This is a genomic window from Streptomyces sp. NBC_01217, assembly GCF_035994185.1.
Taxonomy (GTDB): domain Bacteria; phylum Actinomycetota; class Actinomycetes; order Streptomycetales; family Streptomycetaceae; genus Streptomyces.
Genome location: NZ_CP108539.1, coordinates 96,028 through 120,759, shown reverse-complemented (window position 1 = coordinate 120,759; position 24,732 = coordinate 96,028). Strand labels below are relative to the sequence as shown.

Genomic DNA, 24,732 nt, shown 5'->3' with positions numbered 1-24,732 from the left:
CACCCGGCCGGGGGCGTCGTGCTTCCCGGAGGAGTTCGCCGTGCCCACGTACGAGCTGGAAACGGCACCCCGGCGAAAGCGCAGGATGTCAGTTAGCCGGGGGCCCCCTCACTGTCCGGAACGATCAAAGTCCATGTCGATGAGCCTGACGGCAGATTGCTCTCGGGCCATCGGCTGAACCTTGGCGCCAGCAGCGGCATCCGCTCGTCGGCTTCCAACGGACGTTCCGTCCAGCTGTCGGGCCATTGCCGAACCGAACCCCAGCCCGGGTTGAAGTCGGCAAGCCCACGGGCAGCCTCGAAAGAGACACCGCCGGACAGGACCGCTTCGCGGAAAAACACCATGCCGGTGAACGTGGCCCCCTTGAAGATGGCCTGCTCGCTTCCGAAGTCCGTACCAATGAAGATGACACACAGGCCGAACCAAGCGCTGAGGAAGTGCCCGTGGCCCTGCTCGAAGCGCGCCTTGTCGAAGCTCGCGTGGGCGGTGAACTCCGCATGGGCAAAATTCGCTGTACCGACGAACCGTGCCTCGTCGAAGGTAGCCATCTCCACGCGTCGGCCCGTGAACTCGAAGTCAAGGAGGGTGGCCCCCGAAAGGTCGAGTTCCATGCCGGCCCAGAATTTCGGCTCCTGGGGGGACGGATTCAAGGGCCAGGACGGGTCGTCCCCGCGGCTTCCGCCGACGAAGAGATGACTGGTGAGAATGCCTTGGGCCGTGACCCGCACGACGCGCTCCTGCTCCCACGTCTCAGCCGCATCTTCAGCGTGAGGCCGTGTCGGCGAGAACGGCATCCGCAAGTAGGCGCAGATCACGTTGACGATGGTCTGCCGGTGGTCAGCATGGTCCTGAGCAAGACGCTCGAGCGCGTACAGACCCGCGAGTCGTACGGGAGCACTGTCGCTGGCCAGCTGCCCGGCCGCGGCGGTGTACAACTCGGTGATGCGACGCTCCCTCGCATCGAACTCCGCGATCTCATCCGCAGCTTCCTGCCTCACGTGAGTATGCTCGCTCAACCACTGACGGCGCAGCGCCAGCAGCAGAGCGGCGGCACCGCCGGTGCCGGCGCCGATGGTGAGCGCCGTCTTGATCGCGTCGATGCGGACCGTAGCCCGCTGCGCGCCATGCAGCCCGTCGGTCTGGGCCAGCATCACCACCATCGACACGGCCACTGCGGATGCAACAAGTGCAACAGCCAGCAGGGCCCACCACCATGAGATCGGCCGCACACGCTGAGCGGACTTCTGCATGTCACTCCACCCCCAGTTCACATGTCTGTCTGCCGCTACGTTGCCCAGCGTCACGCCGCATGGATCGAGGCTTGAGGAACATCAGAGACAATCGGTAGCTTTGGCCGATCTCAGGGATCCTCAGCGACACCCGTCGCCCCGATGTACCGCCACTACGGACTGGTCACTGACTACCTATGCACAAGGGTGTGGGTGCCGTAAGAAGACGCCGTGAGTGTGGACGGCTCGCGGGATGCGGGGATGCGCTCCGCCGGGTCGTCGCCGGGGTAGAGGATCTTGAACCAGCCGCGGACGCCCGGCCTGGATCGCTGTCCGAGCCCTTTGATGACCAGACCCTCCACGCCAGAGACATCGGTCCAGGAGGTCATCAACTCCTTGGCGATGGCCGGGTCGGTCGTCGTGGGGCACAGCGTCCACGGCGCTGTCAGACCGTGGTCGGTGAACAGGCCTTCAAGGACTGCCCGGCGGTGCTCGTACGGCTCAGTGAGCAGCTCCTGGGCGTCGATCTGCAGGACGTCGAAGGCGATGAAGTGCGCGGGCATCGCCTCCGCCAGCTGGTGAGCGGTCCGGCCGCCGGAGGAGGCCCGGCGCTGGAGCGCCTCGAACGACAGCCTGCCCCCGACCACACCACCACTTCCCCGTCCAGGACCAGGTCGTACGGCAGCTGCCGGGCCGCGGCAACGAGGTTGGGGAAGTGGCGCTGGATCAGCGAGCCGCGCCGCGGCTGCAGCAGAGTCGGCCCGCCCGGCCCGGCCGGGGCGAACAGCAGTGCGCGGTAGCCGTCGAACTTGGCTTCGAAGGCAAGGCCGCGGCAGCGTGCTCGGTGCGGGCACCGTCTCGCGGGCCTGGGCAAGTATCGGTTCCACCGGAGGGCGCAGCACCTGTCAGCCAGCCAGGGTGACGGGTGTGGGCTTCGGGCCTGGCACCACCGGTCGGCTCCTTCCGCCGAGTGTCGCCGGGGCCCGCGCCCTCTGGGGTGGCGCGGGCCGCGGCGTGAGGGGCAGCAGTCCAGGTCGTCCTGTCACAGACCGCAGACTGCACCTCCCTGTCTACTGGCCCGGTGGTACCCCCGCGACCTGCGGCGGGCAGCACGGCTACGGCTGTCACTCGTCCGGGCGGTCGTGCGGCTATCGGCGAACCGGGCCGCCGTACCGCGTCGTCATCGGAGGCATGCGTATCGATGAGCAGCACATCACCGAGCCGGGCCTCGTGGTCCTGGACGTCGCCGCCGCCGACGAGGACACCATCCGTGCGGTGATGGACAGCCTGCAGCAGCGGTGGGCCACTTCCGGAATCACTCCGGTGTGGCGTGCCCCAGGAGAGGCGGGCGTGAGGGCGGGGGTGTACGCGGACATCCGACACCGTGCCACCACGGAGTAAACGCGGCCAACCGATGCCAGGCGAGCCACGATCATCGGGGGGGGCGGCTGCGCGCAACCCCAGCACGTCGTTCCTCACGAGGATCTGCCCTCGGTGCCATTGCTTTAGGGAGACCAGGGTCGTCCACTCACCGGCACGGACAACCGTTGCGGTGATCGCGCTTCGGGCCGTTTTCATATCGTCCCCTTCCTCTGGGAGTGATTCAGTGATCCGTGCCAGCAGGGTGACGTCGCCGATCTCCTTGGCCGTCATCTGGGCGAAGGCGGGATCGTCATCGTCGCGCAGCGGTTCGCTGTTGATGTGCGCATCTGCGGTGGGAGGAGTTCCTGGAGCTTGCGCTGCTCCTGGCGTATGGGGCGTCGAAGTCACTGCCCGCCATGTACTTGGCGCGGCGCAGATATAGGCGCACCAGGTTGTCGGCCGCGGAGGGGGGATGAGGCGTTTGCTCTTGAAGTGAGAGCCGTGCCACCAGCCGCCAGGCGGACATCAGTTGGTCACGGCCGCCACAAATCGAGGAGGCCGATCCCCTGCTTCAAGTTCTTGCGGTACAGCAACGCAACCCCCAGGACGCCGACACTTGCGACGAAGATGGTGGCCACTGGATCGGACAGTGCGAGGAACCCGGCGCCGACCGCCCCCGCCCCGATGACCACGGCAAGAAGTGCGAGGCGCAGAGCCTCCCAATCCCGTCCGGCCGGGTAGTTGGTCAGCTTTTCCTCATCGAGTAGCGCGGCGAGTCGGCCGTCGGCGTAGCGGTCGGCGATGTGGTCCAGGAGGGAGACGAGCGCGGGGAGTGCACAGTCCCCGTCCACGTCGATCCGACCCTCGGCGGCGTCCAGGCACTTCACGACGCGCCTCACGTGGGCCCGTACCGTCTTCACACGGCTGCCGCGACGAGGCAGGCTCCCCTGGACCCGGTGTGCGCGGCGCAGATTCTTTCTGACGGTGCTCATGGACACGGCGAGCGCCCGCAGCCCCTCGGTCCGCTTCGGGCCCGCCGCGCCGTACACGGAGCCGCAATCTCTGACTGCGTCCAAAGCCGCCACGAGCAGCCTGAACGCGCGTACCTTCCCCATGAAAGCGAAGGAGACGAGGTTCACCGCCACGAGCCAGATCATGAGACCAAGGTCAACAGCGCCAGCGTGGAAATCATCGGTATGGCGAATGCGATGGGCACGAGCAGTACCGGCGCCTGCCCGACTCCGGTAGACCACCGCTCTGCCTGCCGTGCCACAAGCTCCGGAAGCACCGGCACCGCAGCCCGCACTGCATTTACCGAGATCACAAAGCCCACAACAACCGCATACAGGGCCGCGATCCGCTGCCATGGGCTGGGCACGTGCCGCCCTCGGTGGAACGCCCGCACCGATTCCCGCACGCCCACCGTCACCGTGCGTGGGACACCTAGCTTCTCCCGCACCGCCGCCGTCCCGGCCGTGTCCTGACGGATGCCGTTCGCAGCCGTCCGCACCCGTTCGAGCGCCGGACGCCTCCACCGCGCCATCAGCCGGGCCCGTGTTCTGTCCGCCCCGCCACGAGCCCTCTCCACCAGCCCCGGCGGCTCTGGAGCCGCCTGCGTTCCCTCCACCGTTGTCATGCCGCCTATCTTGCGGCCGCTGTACGGAAGCAGTTCGAGATTCGGGAAAACGAGAAAGCCTCAGGACCCGTGTCCACAACTGTGGCCCGAGCATGCAGAGATCCTCGTTTGCAGTGCCCCAGGACCTCGCGCACCGTCGAGGCGGGACACGAACATGTCAAGGCCCCACTCCCTCTTGTGTGTTGGGGAGTGGGGCCTGGGTTTGTGAGCTACTCGTACTTTGTCATGAGGATGGAGACTTGCTGCAGGATCGCGGCCAGGGCCGAACAGTCCTCAGGGCGGAGCTGGCCCCTCATGTCCGCAGCTACCTGTTCCACGCCTTGGCTCCGCTGGAAGTAGCGCTGGATGAAGAGGCTTCTCTGACGGTCATCCAGCCGCGTGAAAGCCAGGTCCATGAGGCTGGCTCCGTTGTCCCATGCCACCGGAAGAGGTGACGTCCCTCCGGCTGTAGGTTGTGGCTGATCGGTATCGGGACGTGGCTCGGGCACGACGCTCTGAGTCAGCAGCCCTTGGTTCTCACTGGAGAACGTGGTTGCGGTCGCCTTCTGGGGTGTCTCGGACGGCCCCTGGTTCAAAACCGGGTTTTGAACCAGGCCAGGGGCTGGACCTGTCTTCGGTCTCCGCGGCTTCCGTTCCTTCGGCTGGGCAGCCTTCTGGATCTCCGCTGCCGCTCTGGCCTTTTGCTCCTCTGGGTCCTTGATCTTGGCGATCTGCTCGGCTGTCTTCACCTTGATCTGCTTGGTGTCGAGGACGTCTCTCAGTTCCGGCGCCAGGTTGAGCAGCGTCAGGCGATTGGAGACATACATCTGGGACTTGCCAATGCGCTCGGCTACCTTCTCCTGAGACCCGTGGCGATCCACCATCCGTTGCAGGAACTGTGCCTCCTTGTAAGGCGGAATGTTCTTGCGGTGGATGTTCTCGATGATGACGGCTTCATCGACCTTGTCGTCATCTGCGTTGCCGAGGCGGTCTCGGACGCGGATCTCGAACTTGGTCCAGCCGAGCTGCTTGGCCGCGTGGAAACGCCTGTTGCCGAGGATGACGACCCAGTCAGCGTCGCCCACAGCATCGGCGTGTTCAGGCTTGGCACGCCGAAAAGCCTCGCTCGACATGGCGACTGCGGGCTGCAACTGGCCCACTGATCGCATGGACTCCTTCAGCTCGCGGAACTCCGCGTCCTCATCGGTGTAGTCGAGCTCGGTGCGCGGGTTTCCGGGATTGCCGATGACCGTGTGCATGTACACGGTGGTCGGCGGCGTTTCGAAGTTGGCGGGCTGTTCGGTGGTGCCCGTGCTCTTCTTCGCGGTCTTGCCGGGCCCGTCAAGGAGTTCGGCCCAGGGCTTCTTAGCGGCCATCAGCGACGGTCCTTCTTGCCTGCGCCAAGCTCTAGGGCGAGCTGGTAGAAGTCCTCGCGAGCTTCCATTGCTACACGGTTCTTCTTGTACTGAGTGACGACGGTGCCCTCGAGGGCTGCTCGGGTGTGGACCTTGTAGTGCCGGATTACCGTGTTCGCCAGTTTCCAACCCTGGGCCCGGACGAAGTCCTTGGTCTGTTCGAGATCGGCCTCGCCGTCGCGAGGGTCCCAGTTGTTGATGACGACCAGGTAGGGGATGCCGAGCGGCTTGACGACCTCTTCGATGGTGTCGCGAGTAGGCATGAAGCCGAGGGGTTCGGGCTCGACCGGGATGATGATGTCGTCGGCGTTGGAGAGGACGGCCCGCATGGCGTCAGCGGCGGTGCTCTTACCAAAGGGGTCGCCGGCTTCCTCCTTCTCGTCCTCGGGTAGGTCCATCCAGCCGGGGGTGTCGATGAAGGCGTGCCTGACCTTGCGGGACTTCTTCAGGTCAGAGAACAGTTCGAGATCGTCCCTGGAGTTGATCTGCTGGAAGGAGAAGGGCAGATGCTCACCGACTCGTTCTGACCACCAAGTGGTGGAGCCCTGTGGGTCGGCGGAGACAGCGGCGACGTAGTGGGGGTCGCCTTCGGGGGCTTGGCCCAGCACGTGGGCGGTGATGGCCGCTGTGTTCACGGTGATAGTCGACTTGCCGACTCCACCTTTGCGGTTGATGAGCGCGGTGATCCGTGCCATGGGTGGTACTCCTGATGCTCCGTATGCTTCCCGGCCCGGTTGGGTCGGTACTAGCGGACTGAGACAGGATGCCACGCATGCCTCAGTGAGCGGCGCCTCGGCTTGCCGGTTCCAAAACCGGGTTTTGAAACTCTCGACAGGCGATGGCCACTGTGAGGGGGTTGGTGAAGTCGCCCCGGGCCGACTTCACCAGAGTTCAAAACCCGGTTTTGATTCGCACTCACGCGCTCAGGTCCACACCAGTCGTTCCAGCCATGCGGGAGCGAAGGCCCTTCTCCCCACGGTGGCAAAGCGGCGCTCGCACGGTTGGGGTGCCGACTCGCCGTGAAGCCTTGAAACGCACGAAGGCCCGCACTCCCTGCGGTGGGCGCTTTCCAGGGGTCGTCGCAACACGTGATCACTGGCGTGTATGGCGAGCAGTCTAAGCAGCGGCTCGGCTGGGACCTCCCAGCCGAGCCGCTTTGCATCGTCGACGGTGGTGGTGATGGCGCTTCGGTGCGGCCGGCTGAGGAATCCCCAGAAGTGACCGCCTGGCCGGCTCCCTACCTCTGCGGGGCCGGGATCCAGAATGGGCCTCATGAACGACGGATCGAGCTGGCCCACGGACAAACTGACCGCGCTCCGTCTCGGCAGGAGGCTGGTTGCAGAAGCCCCGGCGTCAGGGCAGCGCCGCCGGGCATTTGTGGATGTCAGCCCCAAGAAGAACGGGCTGCCCGGGTCCGGGTCGCGGTCTGCTGTTCCCGGTCGGTGGCCGGGCGGCGTTGATGCGAGCGTCGACTATTGTGCGATCCGCTCCGGGTTCCCGGAGTGAGAATACTGCGTGTGCCATCGGCTGCATCCGTACCTCGTTGCGCCGTGCTGCGTACGTGTCTTCTGCAGTCGCGTCGGCTGTCGCAGCGCGCCGCAATCATGAATGGGGTGGGGATGTCCAGTCACCGACTGTCCAAAAGAGGCCGATACATTGCCTGGGTAACGGCGGGTGCTGCCGTTGTCGCAGGTGCCGGAGTCGCGGCACAGACGTCGATGGCGGCCACGTCGTGGCCTGCGCAGAAGACTTATACCGGCCGGGCGTTCGACACCTGCACGGCGCCGTCGCTTCCGGCGATGAAAGCCTGGCGCACGGGTTTCTATGGTGCTGCCGCGGTCTACGTTGGTGGTAGGAACCGCGGTTGCACTCAGCCGAACTTGACTGCGTCCTGGGTGAAGTCGGTCAGCTCCAGCGGCTGGAAGCTGATACCGATCTACGTAGGCGCTCAGCCACCCTGCCAGAAGAGTGCGAACCCGGAGAAATTCACCGCCTCGACAGCGGCGTCCCTCGGCGCAAGCAACGCCAAGGACGCAGTCGCCAAGGCATCGGCGCTCGGCATGAAGGCCGGCACCCCGATCTACCTCGACATGGAGCCGTACGACATCACCAACAAGGCGTGCAACGACGCCGTGCTGGCCTACGTGCGCTCCTTCACCAAGACACTGCGGGCAAAGACTTACCGCAGCGGCTTCTACGGCTTCAGCAGCTCCAGCGCTAAAGCCATCGCTACTGCCACGAACAAGACCGACCTGCCGGGGAACCTCTGGTACGCAATGTGGGACAAGAAGAACACGACTACAACGGACTGGCCATGGGGTGCCACACAGTTCGCTGACCACAGCCGCGGCCACCAGTACATGGTCAACAGCAGGGAGTCTCGCGGCGGATACACGATCACCGTCGACCGCAACGCATGGGATGCCCCGGTCGCGATCACCGGCTGAGATCAACTCACGGTGCCCGCAGCATGACTCTCGGCCGCGGCCGTTCGGCCGAACTGCGACGGTCAGGCAGCTCGCCCCCGGGCACAGCGGTTGGTTGATGTACAGCAGGTCGACGCCGGGAGCGACAGCGTGGAGCTTCGTGACTTCAGCCCGTGAAGCACGCCGGGGGAGGGGACCAGGAGTCGCCGACTCCTGGTCCTCGTAGCGTCCACCGTGAGAGCGGCACTGTGACGCCAGCCCACCCCAGACGCGAGTGTGGGATCGAGGTTCCAACGTGTCCACGCGGACAGCCGGGTCCGGAACGGGAATCTGGGCCTGCCGTTGGCAGGGTAGGCGATTTGCCCGTATATGACTTTGGCCCCGCTATGGGCGGGGCCAAAGTGTGTGAAGTGCAATGCGACAGCCTGGTGGGAAGCCGCTGGACGGCGAGGATCAGCTCCGCTTACAGCGGTGGACAATGTAGCGCGACGTCTCCCAGATCACGGCCACAGTCAGTACTGCGAGGAACGCTTTCTGAACAACGGCAATGACACCGAGATCGATCGGACTGTCCATCGTGATGAGTGCTACAAGCGCCCAGTAGGCATGAGTTTTGAGGATCTTCCTTCCGTCGCACTCACGCATCAGAATCGGCCCCGCCACTTCCTGTACCTGTAGCGGGGATAGGGAGTCATGGAGTTCATGAGCTGTGCCTTGAAGTTTGCGTAGCCCCGGTTCACGTGGCGGAGGGTGTTCTTTCCGTACCAGTAGGTGCTTGTGACCTCAGACAGCGCCAATGCGCCGCCTCCGCACCGGGCCCAGCCCCAGCGGCCACGGCACGAACGTGTGACAGTCCGCCATTTACTCAGCCCCCGAGCGGCGCGTACCGCTCTGAACGGCGTGAAGCCGACGCCGAACATCACGGCAGAGTGGGCAAAGTCAGCGCTGGCATGCCTCCGCCGTACACCTCGCCAGCTCCTCACCCAGCGAACTGGGTTGTACCACGCTCGTCCGTCGAGGTCGTATTTGTTGAGGGGGTCGGCGTGGACGTATTCGTAGGCGTTGGCGTTGCCTCCGTATACGGGGTCGAGGGAGAGGAAGCGTCCGGTGGTGGGGTTGTAGAGGCGGACGCCCATGAGGGTGAGGTTGTTGGGGGTTTCGGTGGAGCGTTGTTTGGCGCCGAGCCAGTTGTAGCGGGTGGCGCTCTGGCCGGTGCGGGGGTTGCCGTACTCGTCGCTGTCGAGGGCGACGGGGGGCTTGGCGGTGTCCAGCGGGAGCTGGAGGGCGATGTCGCCGTGGATGGTGGTGAGTTGCAGGACGGTCTCGCCGGTTTTGCTGGTGGTGGCGGCGAGGTTGCCGGTGGCGGACTCGACGTTGCGGGTCAGCGCGCCGGTGGTGGTGTCCTCGGTGATCCAGCGGGGGTTGTCGCCGTCGCTGTCGTAGTGGTTGGTCTTGGATCCGGTCTGGGTCCAGGTGGTGCCGCTTCCGGTTTCGGTCTTGAAGGATCGGAAGCGTTGCTGGTTGGCGTCGAGCTGCCAGGTCTGGCGCTGGGTGCCAGCGGTGATCTGGTAGGCCAGGTCGTTGGCGTGGTAGCCGATGGTGCTGCCCGGCAGGGCGGTGGTGCGGCCGAGGTTGTCGTAGGTGTAGCCGGTGTCGACGAGCCGGTCGGCGCTGTCGTAGGTATGGGTGGTGGTGGTGCCTCCGGTGGTGGGGCAGTCGGTGCCGGGGGCGCCGGCGGCGGTGTTGCGGGTCTTGCGGTTGGTGCGGTTGTCGAAGGTGTAGGTCCGCTTGGTGCAGATGGTGTCAGCGGTGTCTTCGACGGTGGTCAGACGGCCGGTGGCGTCGTATCCGTAGGTCTGGTCGGACCAGCCGGCGTGGCGGGTGACCTGGCCGTGGACGGACTCGGTAGTGGTGTCGGAGACGACGATGACGCCGTCGCTGTCGCGGGTGTAGGTGCGCTCGGTGGCCGAGCCGGTGGTGTCCTCGTTCTGGGTGAGGGTGTATCCGCCGGGCAGCTTTTCGGTCGCGACCGATCCGTCGGCGTCGTAGGTGGCCTGGAAGACACCGGCGATCGAGTCGGTCGTCTTGGTGACCAGGCCCCGCGGCTCAGCGGCGTGGTCGTAGGTGAGCGTGACCGTGGAGGGCACGTTGTCACTGACCTTGACCGGACGGTTGAGCAGGTCGTACTCGGTTGTGGTGACGCCGCCGTCGGCGTCGGTGTAGGAGATCTGGCGGCCGAGCTTGTCGAATGCCTTGGTGATCGTGCCGCCGGTCGGCGACGTCACCTTCACGGCCAGGCCGGTGGCCGGGTCGTAGCTGGTGGTCGACTCGGGCACGGCCTGGCCCAGACCGCCGGTGATGGCCACCTTCGTGGCACGGCCGGCGTTGTCGTAGGTGGTCGCGGTGGTGCGCGTGGTGCCGTTGGCCGTGTCGGTGACCGTGGCCGCGTTGCCCCACCAGTCGTACGTGGTGGTGGAGGTGGGCAGGTTCGCCGGGTTGGTACCGCCGCCGGTGATGGCGCCGGCCGGACCGGTTGAGCACAGCTGGTCGGCCCATTCCGGCCGGCCGTTGCAGGCGCCGGTGCCGGTCGCTGACCAGTAGCTCGTTACCCGGGTGCCCGCGTCAGTGCCGGTGGCGCCGGGCAGCTGCTGCTTGGTCACGCGGCCCTGGGCGTCGTACTGGGTGGTCTCGGTGATCGCCAGACCACCGGGGTCCTTGATCGTCTGGGTGGGCAGGCCCTTGGCCCAGTCGTACACGCTCTGCAGCGCACGGGTCTCGCCATGGACGCTCGGGTGCTCGCGCACCTGGGCGCCTGTGGTGGTCTTGGTGACCTGGTCCTTGACCGTCGCGGTCCCGTCGGTGGGACGGCCCGCGTCGTACTCGTTGACCGTCCAGGAACGGGCGGTCACCGAGCTGCCGGCCGACACCAGCGTGGTCGTACCGGACTTCAGGTCGGCGGTCAGGTCGATGCGGTGCAGCGGCCCGAGCTCCTCCATCTCCCGGGTGCCGGTCTCGTTGTAGAGAGAGGTGGTGGACAGCAGGTTCGCGCGCTCGGCCGAGGGCAGCTGCGCGATGCCGAGGTCGGCCTGGGCCGCCCGGTCGTTCGCGCTCACGCCCAGGGCGATGGCCCGGTTGGCGGCCGTCAGCTCGCGCACCGTGTTGCCGAAGCGGTCGGACTCGGTGGTGGTGATGTTCCCGCCGGGCGTTGCGGCGTTGACCGAACGCCCCGAGACACCCATGTAAGTGACATCGGCGCGGGTGTAGTCGGAGGCGGTCAGCGCGTCACCGGAGTGCGCGCCGGGCACCGCGTCTGCGGGGAAGACCGCGGCCGCGTCGGTCGGGGTGTCCGTCTGGCCCCAGTCCTTCACATTGGTTGCGCCCATTGCATATGGGGCCTTCGTGCCGGTCAGCGGCACGTCGTAGACGACCGAGGTGGCAGAGGTGCCTTCCTCGACATCCGCAGTGCCCTGCTTCAGGCCGGAGCGGGATGCCTTCAGCAGCATGCCGTCGCCGGCGGTGGCCGCGCTGCCGGCCTTGCCGTACGTGAAGGTCCAGGGCAGCTCACCGGCCGAGGTCTGGCCCGTGACCCGGCCCGCCGTGTCGTAGGTGTACTCGGTCTTCAGCGCTGGGCTGATCTGCGAGGCCCACTCCTGACGCAGACGGCCGTCCGTGTCGTAGGCGTAGGACTGCACGACCTTGGACGTGGCCGCGGCCGCGGCCGGCTCGGTGGACCACATCCGGATCTCCTTCACCTGACCGGTGAAGTCGCCGAAGGCGGAGGCGGTGGCGGTGGTGGAGGTCGCATACACGAACTCCACTACCCGGCAGCCCTTTGTTGCGGGCGTTGCGGTGCAGGTGGCGGCACTCGCGGCGGAGGTCGGCGCGATGACCCGCTTGGGGCGGGACAGTTCCTTGCCGTCCACAGTCACGGCCTCGGAGACCACTGTGGTGGTGGAGTTGGTCAGGCCGTCCAGCAGGGTGCTGGAGACCTGCCAGGTCGCCACGGCCGGGTCGGGCTTGGTGAACTCGGTGACCGTCCCGCTGGTGTCGGTGAGGGTGAACGATCCGCTGACGCTGCCCGTGAGCGTCAGGTCCTCGGACCCGGGCTCCGGAATCCAGCCGCTCTTCGCCGAGTTGGCGGTGAAGTGGATGGCATCACCCTCCGAGAGCACCACGTCAATGGCGGTGTCGGAGATCTTGCGGATGTGGGAGTAGTCCGACTCGGTTGCCTCGGCGACGGTGCCGGAAACCCATTCCTTGCCGAAGATCGGCGCCTGGCCCTCCTGGCTGCCGCCCTTCTGCGGGTCCCGCGAGGAGGCCGTGCGGGAGACCGTCAAGCCGAAGGCTGAGGTGTCAGTGGCTGAGAGGGTGTAGTCGCCCGTCAGCAGGTTCACTGAGCCCGGGCCCACGTCCTCGGCCGCGGCGCCGCTCGCGTTGCGGTCGACGACCGCAGTCAGCGGCTGGGTCGACCCGGCGGCGGAGTTCGGGCCGGTGAAGTCGGCCTTGATCTGGACTGTGCCGTCCGGATTGACAGTGTCGGTGGTGTTCCAGACCAAGGGCGCGTTCTTGCCGCCGGTCAGGGGCACCGGCCAGGCCGTCACCGCAGTGCCGCCGGAAGTGACGTCACCCGCGGGGATCTTCACCCACGCATCGGCCTCCGAACGCCGCCAGGAGAACGACACCTGGTCGTACTTGCCACCGTCGGCCTCGGCAACCAGCGGCAGACGGCGAGCGGTGCGCTCACCCTCGGCAGGCTGGACGAAGCCGCCGGGGCCGGCGTGGAAGGTGTACTCCACCGCCTCGGACTTGTTGTCAGCCTTGTCCACCGCCCGCACCTGCAGCGTGTGAGTGCCGTCCTTGGGCGGGGCGAGAGATATCGCCTTCGCACCGGAGGCGCCGCCGGTCGCGACCTTGGTCCAGGTCACACCGTCCAGCGACCACTCCAGCCAGTTGTGGTCCGCAGCCGGCGGGGTCACGTTGAACACCCCGGCCTGGCCAACGCCCTTGACCCACGCGGACGAGGGGTAATCCGTCGATGAGATCGCGCCCGGAGCGGACGGCGCCGCCGTGTCGACCGTGAAGGTCTTCCACGCCGACCAGCCGACGTTGTAGTGCGCCCCGTCATACGGCGAGGTGCGGAACTTGTACGTCTTGCCGTTGGTCAGCACCCCGGCCGGCACGGTCACAGAGGCGACCTGCCCGGAGGGCACGTACTTCGACACGATGACGTCGCCGACCTGCGTGTTAGTGACGTTGTCGAAGATCTGGAAGGTGCCGTTGACCTTGTCACCGTCAGCATCCACGAACGTGTCGCGCAGCGTCGGCGTCACGGTGTTGACCGTGTAGGCACCGCCGTAGGAGAAGTACGGCGGACCGGCCTCCTGCTTGGTTCCGGTACGCGGACGGTAGTTGTAGTTGACCACCAGCTTCGGCGGGTTGGCCGCGTTGTTGGCGGAGTTGACCCGCTTCCACTGCGCGGTCACCGTCTCGCTGGCGGCACGCAGGCCCATGCCTGAGGTGGAGTTCTTCGCCGAGGCCCACTCCTGCACGAGGGTGGTGACGTCGGCGTTGATCCAGCCGTCAGCAGCCGAGGTGCAGGCGGGGTTGCCCTTGGTTTCGGTGGAGGTGGCCTTCGTCGCTGTCCAGGCCGGCTGCGCGGTCCAGCGCGAGGCGGTGGACGCCTTGCCGGCCGACCCCACCTCCCAGGGCTGGGCGGTGCACGTGGTGTTGCCGGAGTGGAAGTTCCACAGGCTCAGCTTTGCGCTCGACACCAGCGCGTCGGAGATCGGCGCCGTGTTCCACGTGATGAAAGAACGCGCCGTGCGCGGCGTGCCGTCCGGGTTCGTAGTACCCGGATTACCGAGGTCGAGCTCGGTGTCGGACGACCAGTCGACGGTCTCACCCTGCTGCACATACGTGTCGAACAGGTTCCCCAGCGACGACGTCGAGGGGTCGACCGTGACCGGGTACTTCGTCTCCGGATCGGCCAGGAACTGCGCATCCGGCGTGACGACCAGGTCCACACCGCCCTTGGCCTTGACGACCTTCATCGCGACGCGGGCTCGCCGGGTGTGCTCACCCGAGACCTTGTCCACGCTCGCGTCCCACATGACGGGGGCCGGCATGACCGCGGTCTTCTTCGACTTCTTGTCGGTGAAGAGCAGGCTGCCGTCCTTCTGCTGCTCGACCTTCAGCCCTTTGGACCGAAGCGGAAGCGTGTAGGAGAAGCCGGCTGCGGGCTTGCTCTTCACTTCCACGAACTGCTCGAACCCGACACGGGTCGCCTCGACGACCACGTCCGCACCCGGCACGGCGTTGATGTACGTGGCACGTGTGCCGTCGAGCTTCGGAGCGGGAAGCCCGCCCCGCCACTGCAGGGTGATCTGCCCGTCGCCTTCGCCCAACGTCACCAAGTCGGTGGCCGCGGTTGCCTGAGCAGCCTTCAGCGAGACCGCTTTCGTGCCGGACTTCCCGGACAGGCGAAGACCACGGGGATGCGCCTTCGACTGGACCGACCCATCGGAGAGAGCCTCGAGCTCCACATCGACATCGCGCCACTGCTCGGAGTCGTCCTTGAAGCGAACGGGACCGGCAGAGAGCTCCGTCGTGAGGGACCCGTTCTTGTTCACCCACGTCGTCGACGACTCAGTCCGCTCGGACAGAGCCTCGACCCGCTTGCCCGACAGGCGAGCCAGGACACGAGCAGACGGGATGTCACTCGCCGCAGTCGCATACTGCCGTGCCTGCTTGGGCTGTGCCTTGGCATCCAACGGGCTGGCCAGCACCATCTCCGAGCCCTGCAGCACCGTGACCGCCATGGTCAAAGCGAGAGACGCGGCAACCCGCCGTCTCCACGCACCTGGCGTCGGCCGGGCACCACTGTGCCAAGCCATCAATCTTCGGTTCATTGGTTCCGTAACCCCCCACACACAGCTGCCCCACAGTTAGGGCAGCAGGACGGAAACTAACCCACACCGAAAAGGGAGCAAACGGGGCGAACTGCACACACAAACGATCTTTGTGCGTACCCACATCAATAACTTGGCTTGAAAATGATCAGCTGACGGGGAACTAAGCCGTACCCGCCCCCACCAGGGAAAACAGAACACCCACCAGTCGACTCATTCGGTGACGCCGATCGTGCACTACCCGCCATTCGCCAGGAGAGTCGTGACGGCTGATGCGAGCATTCACACCCTCCGCGCCTTGGCGCGACATCGGCGACTCCTCGTGTGTGACACGGAAGCTGACGCAAGCGGCTCCAGGAACCCACGCTGGCGCGGAAGAGGCCATTCCTCAGTCTGAGTTGAACTGACTCGGCCCAAGGAGAGAGGGTGGCAAAATCTGGGGCAACGCGATCACCCCATGACGCGCTCTCCCCGGATTGCGGTGGCCAGTAGCGGGAGTCGGCATGACGGCCCCTCCCTGACATCGTTGGGCGAGACATCCCGGCGTGATCACCCTTAGCGGTGTTCTGTTTTCCCTGGTGGGGGCGGGTACGGCTTAGTTCCCCGTCAGCTGATCATTTTCAAGCCAAGTTATTGATGTGGGTACGCACAAAGATCGTTTGTGTGTGCAGTTCGCCCCGTTTGCTCCCTTTTCGGTGTGGGTTAGTTTCCGTCCTGCTGCCCTAACTGTGGGGCAGCTGTGTGTGGGGGGTTACGGAACCAATGAACCGAAGATTGATGGCTTGGCACAGTGGTGCCCGGCCGACGCCAGGTGCGTGGAGACGGCGGGTTGCCGCGTCTCTCGCTTTGACCATGGCGGTCACGGTGCTGCAGGGCTCGGAGATGGTGCTGGCCAGCCCGTTGGATGCCAAGGCACAGCCCAAGCAGGCACGGCAGTATGCGACTGCGGCGAGTGACATCCCGTCTGCTCGTGTCCTGGCTCGCCTGTCGGGCAAGCGGGTCGAGGCTCTGTCCGAGCGGACTGAGTCGTCGACGACGTGGGTGAACAAGAACGGGTCCCTCACGACGGAGCTCTCTGCCGGTCCCGTTCGCTTCAAGGACGACTCCGAGCAGTGGCGCGATGTCGATGTGGAGCTCGAGGCTCTCTCCGATGGGTCGGTCCAGTCGAAGGCGCATCCCCGTGGTCTTCGCCTGTCCGGGAAGTCCGGCACGAAAGCGGTCTCGCTGAAGGCTGCTCAGGCAACCGCGGCCACCGACTTGGTGACGTTGGGCGAAGGCGACGGGCAGATCACCCTGCAGTGGCGGGGCGGGCTTCCCGCTCCGAAGCTCGACGGCACACGTGCCACGTACATCAACGCCGTGCCGGGTGCGGACGTGGTCGTCGAGGCGACCCGTGTCGGGTTCGAGCAGTTCGTGGAAGTGAAGAGCAAGCCCGCAGCCGGCTTCTCCTACACGCTTCCGCTTCGGTCCAAAGGGCTGAAGGTCGAGCAGCAGAAGGACGGCAGCCTGCTCTTCACCGACAAGAAGTCGAAGAAGACCGCGGTCATGCCGGCCCCCGTCATGTGGGACGCGAGCGTGGACAAGGTCTCGGGTGAGCACACCCGGCGAGCCCGCGTCGCGATGAAGGTCGTCAAGGCCAAGGGCGGTGTGGACCTGGTCGTCACGCCGGATGCGCAGTTCCTGGCCGATCCGGAGACGAAGTACCCGGTCACGGTCGACCCCTCGACGTCGTCGCTGGGGAACCTGTTCGACACGTATGTGCAGCAGGGTGAGACCGTCGACTGGTCGTCCGACACCGAGCTCGACCTCGGTAATCCGGGTACTACGAACCCGGACGGCACGCCGCGCACGGCGCGTTCTTTCATCACGTGGAACACGGCGCCGATCTCCGACGCGCTGGTGTCGAGCGCAAAGCTGAGCCTGTGGAACTTCCACTCCGGCAACACCACGTGCACCGCCCAGCCCTGGGAGGTGGGGTCGGCCGGCAAGGCGTCCACCGCCTCGCGCTGGACCGCGCAGCCGGCCTGGACAGCGACGAAGGCCACCTCCACCGAAACCAAGGGCAACCCCGCCTGCACCTCGGCTGCTGACGGCTGGATCAACGCCGACGTCACCACCCTCGTGCAGGAGTGGGCCTCGGCGAAGAACTCCACCTCAGGCATGGGCCTGCGTGCCGCCAGCGAGACGGTGACCGCGCAGTGGAAGCGGGTCAACTCCGCCAACAACGCGGCCAACCCGCCGAAGCTGGTGGTCAACTACAACTACCGTCCGCGTACCGGAACCAAGCAGGAGGCCGGTCCGCCGTACTTCTCCTACGGCGGTGCCTACACGGTCAACACCGTGACGCCGACGCTGCGCGACACGTTCGTGGATGCTGACGGTGACAAGGTCAACGGCACCTTCCAGATCTTCGACAACGTCACTAACACGCAGGTCGGCGACGTCATCGTGTCGAAGTACGTGCCCTCCGGGCAGGTCGCCTCTGTGACCGTGCCGGCCGGGGTGCTGACCAACGGCAAGACGTACAAGTTCCGCACCTCGCCGTATGACGGGGCGCACTACAACGTCGGCTGGTCGGCGTGGAAGACCTTCACGGTCGACACGGCGGCGCCGTCCGCTCCGGGCGCGATCTCATCGACGGATTACCCCTCGTCCGCGTGGGTCAAGGGCGTTGGCCAGGCCGGGGTGTTCAACGTGACCCCGCCGGCTGCGGACCACAACTGGCTGGAGTGGTCGCTGGACGGTGTGACCTGGACCAAGGTCGCGACCGGCGGCGCCTCCGGTGCGAAGGCGATATCTCTCGCCCCGCCCAAGGACGGCACTCACACGCTGCAGGTGCGGGCGGTGGACAAGGCTGACAACAAGTCCGAGGCGGTGGAGTACACCTTCCACGCCGGCCCCGGCGGCTTCGTCCAGCCTGCCGAGGGTGAGCGCACCGCTCGCCGTCTGCCGCTGGTTGCCGAGGCCGACGGTGGCAAGTACGACCAGGTGTCGTTCTCCTGGCGGCGTTCGGAGGCCGATGCGTGGGTGAAGATCCCCGCGGGTGACGTCACTTCCGGCGGCACTGCGGTGACGGCCTGGCCGGTGCCCCTGACCGGCGGCAAGAACGCGCCCTTGGTCTGGAACACCACCGACACTGTCAATCCGGACGGCACAGTCCAGATCAAGGCCGACTTCACCGGCCCGAACTCCGCCGCCGGGTCGACCCAGCCGCTGACTGCGGTCGTCGACCGCAACGCGAGCGGCGCCGCGGCCGAGGACGTGGGCCCGGGCTCAGTGAACCTGCTGACGGGCGACTACACCCTCTCAGCCACTGACACCTCAGCCTTCGGCTTGACGGTCTCCCGCACGGCCTCCTCGCGGGACCCGCAGAAGGGCGGCAGCCAGGAGGGCCAGGCGCCGATCTTCGGCAAGGAATGGGTTTCCGGCACCGTCGCCGAGGCAACCGAGTCGGACTACTCCCACATCCGCAAGATCTCCGACACCGCCATTGACGTGGTGCTCTCGGAGGGTGATGCCATCCACTTCACCGCCAACTCGGCGAAGAGCGGCTGGATTCCGGAGCCCGGGTCCGAGGACCTGACGCTCACGGGCAGCGTCAGCGGATCGTTCACCCTCACCGACACCAGCGGGACGGTCACCGAGTTCACCAAGCCCGACCCGGCCGTGGCGACCTGGCAGGTCTCCAGCACCCTGCTGGACGGCCTGACCAACTCCACCACCACAGTGGTCTCCGAGGCCGTGACTGTGGACGGCAAGGAACTGTCCCGCCCCAAGCGGGTCATCGCGCCGACCTCCGCCGCGAGTGCCGCCACCTGCACCGCAACGCCCGCAACAAAGGGCTGCCGGGTAGTGGAGTTCGTGTATGCGACCTCCACCACCGCCACCGCCTCCGCCTTCGGCGACTTCACCGGTCAGGTGAAGGAGATCCGGATGTGGTCCACCGAGCCGGCCGCGGCCGCGGCCACGTCCAAGGTCGTGCAGTCCTACGCCTACGACACGGACGGCCGTCTGCGTCAGGAGTGGGCCTCGCAGATCAGCCCAGCGCTGAAGACCGAGTACACCTACGACACGGCGGGCCGGGTCACGGGCCAGACCTCGGCCGGTGAGCTGCCCTGGACCTTCACGTACGGCAAGGCCGGCAGCGCGGCCACCGCCGGCGACGGCATGCTGCTGAAGGCATCCCGCTCCGGCCTGAAGCAGGGCACTGCGGATGTCGAGGAAGGCACCTCTGCCACCTCGGTCGTCTACGACGTGCCGCTGACCGGCACGAAGGCCCCATATGCAATGGGCGCAACCAATGTGAAGGACTGGGGCCAGACGGACACCCCGACCGACGCGGCCGCGGTCTTCCCCGCAGACGCGGTGCCCGGCGCGCACTCCGGTGACGCGCTGACCGCCTCCGACTACACCCGCGCCGATGTCACTTACATGGGTGTCTCGGGGCGTTCGGTCAACGCCGCAACGCCCGGCGGGAACATCACCACCACCGAGTCCGACCGCTTCGGCAACACGGTGCGCGAGCTGACGGCCGCCAACCGGGCCATCGCCCTGGGCGTGAGCGCGAACGACCGGGCGGCCCAGGCCGACCTCGGCATCGCGCAGCTGCCCTCGGCCGAGCGCGCGAACCTGCTGTCCACCACCTCTCTCTACAACGAGACCGGCACCCGGGAGATGGAGGAGCTCGGGCCGCTGCACCGCATCGACCTGACCGCCGACCTGAAGTCCGGTACGACCACGCTGGTGTCGGCCGGCAGCTCGGTGACCGCCCGTTCCTGGACGGTCAACGAGTACGACGCGGGCCGTCCCACCGACGGGACCGCGACGGTCAAGGACCAGGTCACCAAGACCACCACAGGCGCCCAGGTGCGCGAGCACCCGAGCGTCCATGGCGAGACCCGTGCGCTGCAGAGCGTGTACGACTGGGCCAAGGGCCTGCCCACCCAGACGATCAAGGACCCCGGTGGTCTGGCGATCACCGAGACCACCCAGTACGACGCCCAGGGCCGCGTGACCAAGCAGCAGCTGCCCGGCGCCACCGGCACTGACGCGGGCACCCGGGTAACGAGCTACTGGTCAGCGACCGGCACCGGCGCCTGCAACGGCCGGCCGGAATGGGCCGACCAGCTGTGCTCAACCGGTCCGGCCGGCGCCATCACCGGCGGCGGTACCAACCCGGCGAACCTGCCCACCTCCACCACCACGTACGACTGGTGGGGCAACGCGGCCACGGTCACCGACACGGCCAACGGCACCACGCGCACCACCGCGACCACCTACGACAACGCCGGCCGTGCCACGAAGGTGGCCATCACCGGCGGTCTGGGCCAGGCCGTGCCCGAGTCGACCACCAGCTACGACCCGGCCACCGGCCTGGCCGTGAAGGTGACGTCGCCGACCGGCGGCACGATCACCAAGGCATTCGACAAGCTCGGCCGCCAGATCTCCTACACCGACGCCGACGGCGGCGTCACCACAACCGAGTACGACCTGCTCAACCGTCCGGTCAAGGTCAGTGACAACGTGCCCTCCACGGTCACGCTCACCTACGACCACGCCGCTGAGCCGCGGGGCCTGGTCACCAAGACGACCGACTCGATCGCCGGTGTCTTCCAGGCCACCTACGACGCCGACGGATCGGTCGCGACCGAAAAGCTGCCCGGCGGATACACCCTCACCCAGAACGAGGACACCACCGGCTCGGCCACCGAGCGCACCTACACCCGCGACAGCGACGGCGTCATCGTCGTCTCCGACACCACTACCGAGTCCGTCCACGGCCAGGTCACCCGCCACGCCGGCTGGTCCGACCAGACCTACGGATACGACGCCACCGGCCGTCTGACCACCGTCGAAGACACCGCTGACACCATCTGCACCAAGCGGACCTACACCTTCGACAACCGCACCAACCGCAAGACCCGCAACACCGCCGCCGGCGCCCCCGGCACCGACTGCCCCACCACCGGAGGCACCACCACCACCCATACCTACGACAGCGCCGACCGGCTCGTCGACACCGGCTACACCTACGACAACCTCGGCCGCACCACCGCCCTGCCGGGCAGCACCATCGGCTACCACGCCAACGACCTGGCCTACCAGATCACCGCTGGCACCCAGCGCCAGACCTGGCAGCTCGACGCCAACCAGCAACGCTTCCGATCCTTCAAGACCGAAACCGGAAGCGGCACCACCTGGACCCAGACCGGATCCAAGACCAACCACTACGACAGCGACGGCGACAACCCCCGCTGGATCACCGAGGACACCACCACCGGCGCGCTGACCCGCAACGTCGAGTCCGCCACCGGCAACCTCGCCGCCACCACCAGCAAAACCGGCGAGACCGTCCTGCAACTCACCACCATCCACGGCGACATCGCCCTCCAGCTCCCGCTGGACACCGCCAAGCCCCCCGTCGCCCTCGACAGCGACGAGTACGGCAACCCCCGCACCGGCCAGAGCGCCACCCGCTACAACTGGCTCGGCGCCAAACAACGCTCCACCGAAACCCCCAACAACCTCACCCTCATGGGCGTCCGCCTCTACAACCCCACCACCGGACGCTTCCTCTCCCTCGACCCCGTATACGGAGGCAACGCCAACGCCTACGAATACGTCCACGCCGACCCCCTCAACAAATACGACCTCGACGGCAAACGATTCGGTTGGATCAAGAAGGGTTATAGGTGGGCCAAGTCGGGTTACCGAAGTGCCAGGCGCGGCTATCACAGCGTAAGGCGATTCGTCCGGAACTCGTCCGTTAAATGTTTCCGCTACCCCAATGTGGGTGGATTCGGCTGCAAGTACAGCTACAAGGGACACCAAAAGTTCCGTGTCGACCTGCACCGGCTGAATGGACGCCGCGGTTACTGGCCTCACTACCACCGTCGGCCCGGAATCGGGCGGCATCGACCGTGGGACAGCGCCCCTAACAATGGCCCGTGGTGGCGACGGTTCTGACATAGAATCAACGACACCAACTAGTTGAACGAAGGGCCCGTCGAAACCCGTCGACGGGCCCTTTCTCCGAAGGAGACAGCAATGAGCGATGTGACCTACCCCCTTGTCTATATCGACGAGGAGGGAACAAAGAGCCAGATTGATACCCCAGATCGGTTGGCGCTTGTTGTCGAGTTCATCGACGATTGGGACCGACCTTACGAATGCCGGGATGCAACCGGTAAGCGAGTCAGGCTCATCATTTGGGCCCTACAAGTGATCCTCGCCCGTATCGTCCCTGACGATTTCGATCATACAAAGATCTCAGTAAAACGTTTCGCAGAGGGGGATACAGTCACTCTCGTCGAGTTCTTCAACAAAACCCCTATGAGGTCACTCCAAATTGAAAGCGGAGCAGCCCTCGCGAGCGAAGCTACAGAACTACCCACCCCCACCTCCACGGAGGCAGGATCAGAGGACCCTATGGAGTTTCACCGCACCTGGATGCGCGCCCAGCTGGGGAAGCGATACTCGTAGGCCAAATTTGCCACCCGCAAGAGGCAAGGTTCGACATCAGCCACGACGTGAAGCATGCAGCCGGGGCGCGCTGGGGGAGCTGGAGGCGGACCTGGTCCACGATCCGGGGTGGGCTTCCACGCTCCAAGCTGTCCGCGTACAGCGGGGATCGGGAGGGGGAGTTCGTGAACGTCGGTGAGGATGAGGTGCTAGGTGTCGGGCTGTGCCCAGCGGGAACACGGGTCGGTGCCCTGGGGGTCCTGGTGGCAGTCGGTGAGGCGGGCGATGCCGATGACCGCGCCGGTGTGGAGCTCGCGGCTGCGGATCGCGGTGGCGACCAGGAGGTCGCGCAGCGGGGCCCGCTCGGTGGTCAGTCCGGCGTGTAGGAGCAGCCAGCCTCGCCAGGGCCAGTTGGCCGGGCGGTTCTCCGTGCGCTTCGTGGCGAGGATGCAGGTGGCCCAGGGCTGGCGGATCGTGATGCCGCGGATCCAGTCGCCACCTTCGAGTGCGTTGCTCATGCGGCACGCTCCAGCAGCGCGGCCCCCGGGCGGCCGACACGGCGGCCGTTGACGGTGGGCGCTTCCAGGTCCTCGATCTCCGCCCAGCCGTACTGCCCGGAGTGCTTGGTGCGGTACATGGAGACGTCCGCGCCGCGCATCAGCGCGGGCAGGGCGTGGATGCCGAGGTAGTAGGGGACGGCGGTGCCGACCGACGCGGCGACGGCGAGCGGGCCGGCCTGCGTGGGCACGGGCTCGCTCAGGACGTCCACGAGCTGCTGGAGGTGCTGCTCGATCGCGTTGTCGTGCGTCGGGTTCACGCGGGTGGCGACGGCGAACTCGTCTCCACCCAGGCGGCCGACGACTCCGTGCGGTCCGGCCCACCGGGCGAGGCGTTCGCCGGTCGCGGCGAGCGCGGCGTCGTCGGCGGCGTGGCCGTGGCGGTCGTTGAGGCCCTTGAAGTGATCGAGGTCAATAACCATGCAGAGCAGGGAGTCGTGCCGGTGCCGGGCGAGCAGGCGCTGTGCGCGGCGCTCGAACGCGGCGCGGCGCTGGGCTCCGGTGAGCGGATCGCGGCGTTCGGCCGCGAGTCGCCGGTAGAGTGTGAGCGCGTGAACGGTCCAGCCGGTGAGCGGGACCGCGAGGGTGGTGATGATGAGAGCGCGTTGTCCGATCGGGGTCGCAACGCGCGTGACTGGGTCCATACTTGGATCTCCCTCTCGTCTCGTACGGGATGGGTGACCCGGGGCGGCCGACTGGTTTTCCGGCCTTTGGCGGCCGTCCCGGGGCGGAGCTACAGCGCGAAGTCGCCGCGAGCGGCGGTCCAGCTAACGGGGTTGATCCAGCGGCCGGCTTTCGCGGCTGGCCACTCCATCTCCCAGCCGGGCCTCAGCCCGCTGGCTCCCCAGTTGTCCGGCTGCTTGCCGGGGATCTCGAGTCCGGCCTGGTGCGCGGCGAGCGCGGCGGGTACGCCTCGTGCGCGCGCCGCAGTGCCGTGGTGGGGGAGTCCGCCTCGCCGGTGAAGACGTGCAGACCCCGCAGGTCTGGGTTGGTGGTGTCGTGTATCGGGACGTCTACCTAGTAGTACGGGTGGGCCATGACGTCCATCTCCTCTCGTGATCGCGGTGGTGAGGGACCACCGCGACCGCCCCGGCCCCGGCGTGGTGGCCGGGGCCGGGGCAGCACGGAGCGTCCGTCAGCTCATCCGTGGATCGCTTCCAGGGCCTGCGCAACGAGGTCGGCCAGGCTGTCGGGGTCGTCGTCCTGGTCGTCGACGCGGTCGGCGTGGACGGTGCAGACGATGTCGGGGTCGTTGTCCATGGCGCCGGTCAGCGCCCGGTACAGGTCGGTGACCGAGTAGGCCGGCGCCCAGGCGCGGCCGGGGCATTCGTCATCGAAGGGGCAGGGGAGCGCCACGTCGAAGCCGAAGTCGCCCGCCCCGTCGACGTCGTCGCGGTACGCCAGGGTGAGGTACTGCTGTCCGAGGCGGATCTGCGCGGCACGGTCCTTGCCCGTCACCAGGTCGGAGCCGGGCCGCCATCGCCACAGCGGCAGGATCTCTGGCCCGAAGTACCGGCGGACCAGGAGCAGATCGCCCAGGCCGTCGCTGCCGTCCCGCCCGAGGTCGGCTTCGCAGGCGTCGGACAGGCGCTGGAGCAACGGCTCCAGCCGGTAGAGGCTGTCGGCGAACAGCACCTCGTTGAATCCCTCGGAGAGCAGTCGAGACTGCCCGGGCCACCGCCGACACCCTCCCCACCCTCCACGACGAGCTCGCCGCCGGAACCGGGATTTCAGGGCCGGCCGCCCGGCGAGCGATCCA

General features: G+C 66.8%; 12 protein-coding genes and 2 pseudogenes. 4 read left to right on the top strand and 10 right to left on the bottom strand.

The features are described 5' to 3' along the window. Positions 1-92: 92 nt before the first annotated feature. Positions 93-1,250: a pentapeptide repeat-containing protein gene (locus OG507_RS40105; RefSeq protein WP_327372347.1), complete on the bottom strand. Its 1,158-nt coding sequence runs from the start codon at positions 1,248-1,250 to the stop codon at positions 93-95. A 170-nt stretch (positions 1,251-1,420) separates the two neighbouring features. Next, positions 1,421-1,876 carry an ATP-dependent DNA ligase gene (locus OG507_RS40100; protein WP_327372346.1) on the bottom strand — a complete coding sequence of 152 codons (456 nt, stop codon included), beginning with the start codon at positions 1,874-1,876 and terminating at the stop codon, positions 1,421-1,423. Between the two features lie 544 nt (positions 1,877-2,420). Here OG507_RS40100 and OG507_RS40095 point away from each other — a divergent pair. Continuing rightward, the gene (locus tag OG507_RS40095) at positions 2,421-2,630 is read left to right on the top strand and encodes a DUF6207 family protein (protein ID WP_327372345.1); all 210 of its coding nucleotides are present in this window, start codon (positions 2,421-2,423) and stop codon (positions 2,628-2,630) included. A 494-nt stretch (positions 2,631-3,124) separates the two neighbouring features. On the opposite strand, the gene OG507_RS40090 is transcribed toward OG507_RS40095, so the two are convergent. The 4 genes from OG507_RS40090 to OG507_RS40075 all read right to left on the bottom strand — a co-directional run bounded on the left by OG507_RS40090 (position 3,125) and on the right by OG507_RS40075 (position 6,316). Then, positions 3,125-3,736 carry a hypothetical protein gene (locus tag OG507_RS40090; protein ID WP_327372344.1) on the bottom strand — a complete coding sequence of 204 codons (612 nt, stop codon included), beginning with the start codon at positions 3,734-3,736 and terminating at the stop codon, positions 3,125-3,127. Positions 3,737-3,744: 8 nt separating this feature from the next. Next, positions 3,745-4,227 carry a hypothetical protein gene (locus tag OG507_RS40085; protein ID WP_327372343.1) on the bottom strand — a complete coding sequence of 161 codons (483 nt, stop codon included), beginning with the start codon at positions 4,225-4,227 and terminating at the stop codon, positions 3,745-3,747. 209 nt (positions 4,228-4,436) lie between these two features. Next, positions 4,437-5,582 (bottom strand): ParB/RepB/Spo0J family partition protein, encoded by a 1,146-nt coding sequence (locus OG507_RS40080; protein ID WP_327372342.1) that lies wholly within the window; start codon positions 5,580-5,582, stop codon positions 4,437-4,439. Then, on the bottom strand, positions 5,582-6,316 hold the full coding sequence (locus OG507_RS40075) for a ParA family protein (protein ID WP_327372341.1): 735 nt from the start codon (positions 6,314-6,316) through the stop codon (positions 5,582-5,584). Before OG507_RS40075 ends, OG507_RS40080 begins: the two co-directional genes overlap by 1 nt. Positions 6,317-7,240: 924 nt before the next feature. Between OG507_RS40075 and OG507_RS40070 the strand changes: the two genes are divergently transcribed. Next, positions 7,241-8,068 carry a glycoside hydrolase domain-containing protein gene (locus OG507_RS40070; protein ID WP_327372340.1) on the top strand — a complete coding sequence of 276 codons (828 nt, stop codon included), beginning with the start codon at positions 7,241-7,243 and terminating at the stop codon, positions 8,066-8,068. Positions 8,069-8,691: 623 nt separating this feature from the next. Here OG507_RS40070 and OG507_RS40065 read toward each other — a convergent pair. Beyond that, on the bottom strand, positions 8,692-14,865 hold the full coding sequence (locus OG507_RS40065) for a DNRLRE domain-containing protein (protein WP_327372339.1): 6,174 nt from the start codon (positions 14,863-14,865) through the stop codon (positions 8,692-8,694). 942 nt (positions 14,866-15,807) lie between these two features. Here OG507_RS40065 and OG507_RS40060 point away from each other — a divergent pair. Continuing rightward, positions 15,808-21,921, top strand: coding sequence for a DNRLRE domain-containing protein (locus OG507_RS40060; protein ID WP_327372338.1), 6,114 nt, complete (start codon positions 15,808-15,810; stop codon positions 21,919-21,921). An 81-nt stretch (positions 21,922-22,002) separates the two neighbouring features. Then, the gene (locus OG507_RS40055; protein WP_327372337.1) at positions 22,003-22,437 is read left to right on the top strand and encodes a hypothetical protein; all 435 of its coding nucleotides are present in this window, start codon (positions 22,003-22,005) and stop codon (positions 22,435-22,437) included. 61 nt (positions 22,438-22,498) lie between these two features. On the opposite strand, the pseudogene OG507_RS40050 reads toward OG507_RS40055, so the two are convergent. The 3 genes and pseudogenes from OG507_RS40050 to OG507_RS40035 form a co-directional block, all read right to left on the bottom strand. Then, positions 22,499-22,934: pseudogene (locus tag OG507_RS40050) on the bottom strand (hypothetical protein); the annotation flags it as partial. Beyond that, a complete protein-coding gene (locus OG507_RS40045; protein WP_327372336.1) occupies positions 22,931-23,617 on the bottom strand; it encodes a GGDEF domain-containing protein in 687 nt (228 codons plus the stop codon). The gene OG507_RS40045 and the pseudogene OG507_RS40050, both read right to left, overlap by 4 nt. A gap of 496 nt (positions 23,618-24,113) precedes the next feature. Next, positions 24,114-24,635, bottom strand: a pseudogene (locus OG507_RS40035) (ATP-binding protein); the annotation flags it as partial. Positions 24,636-24,732 lie beyond the last annotated feature (97 nt).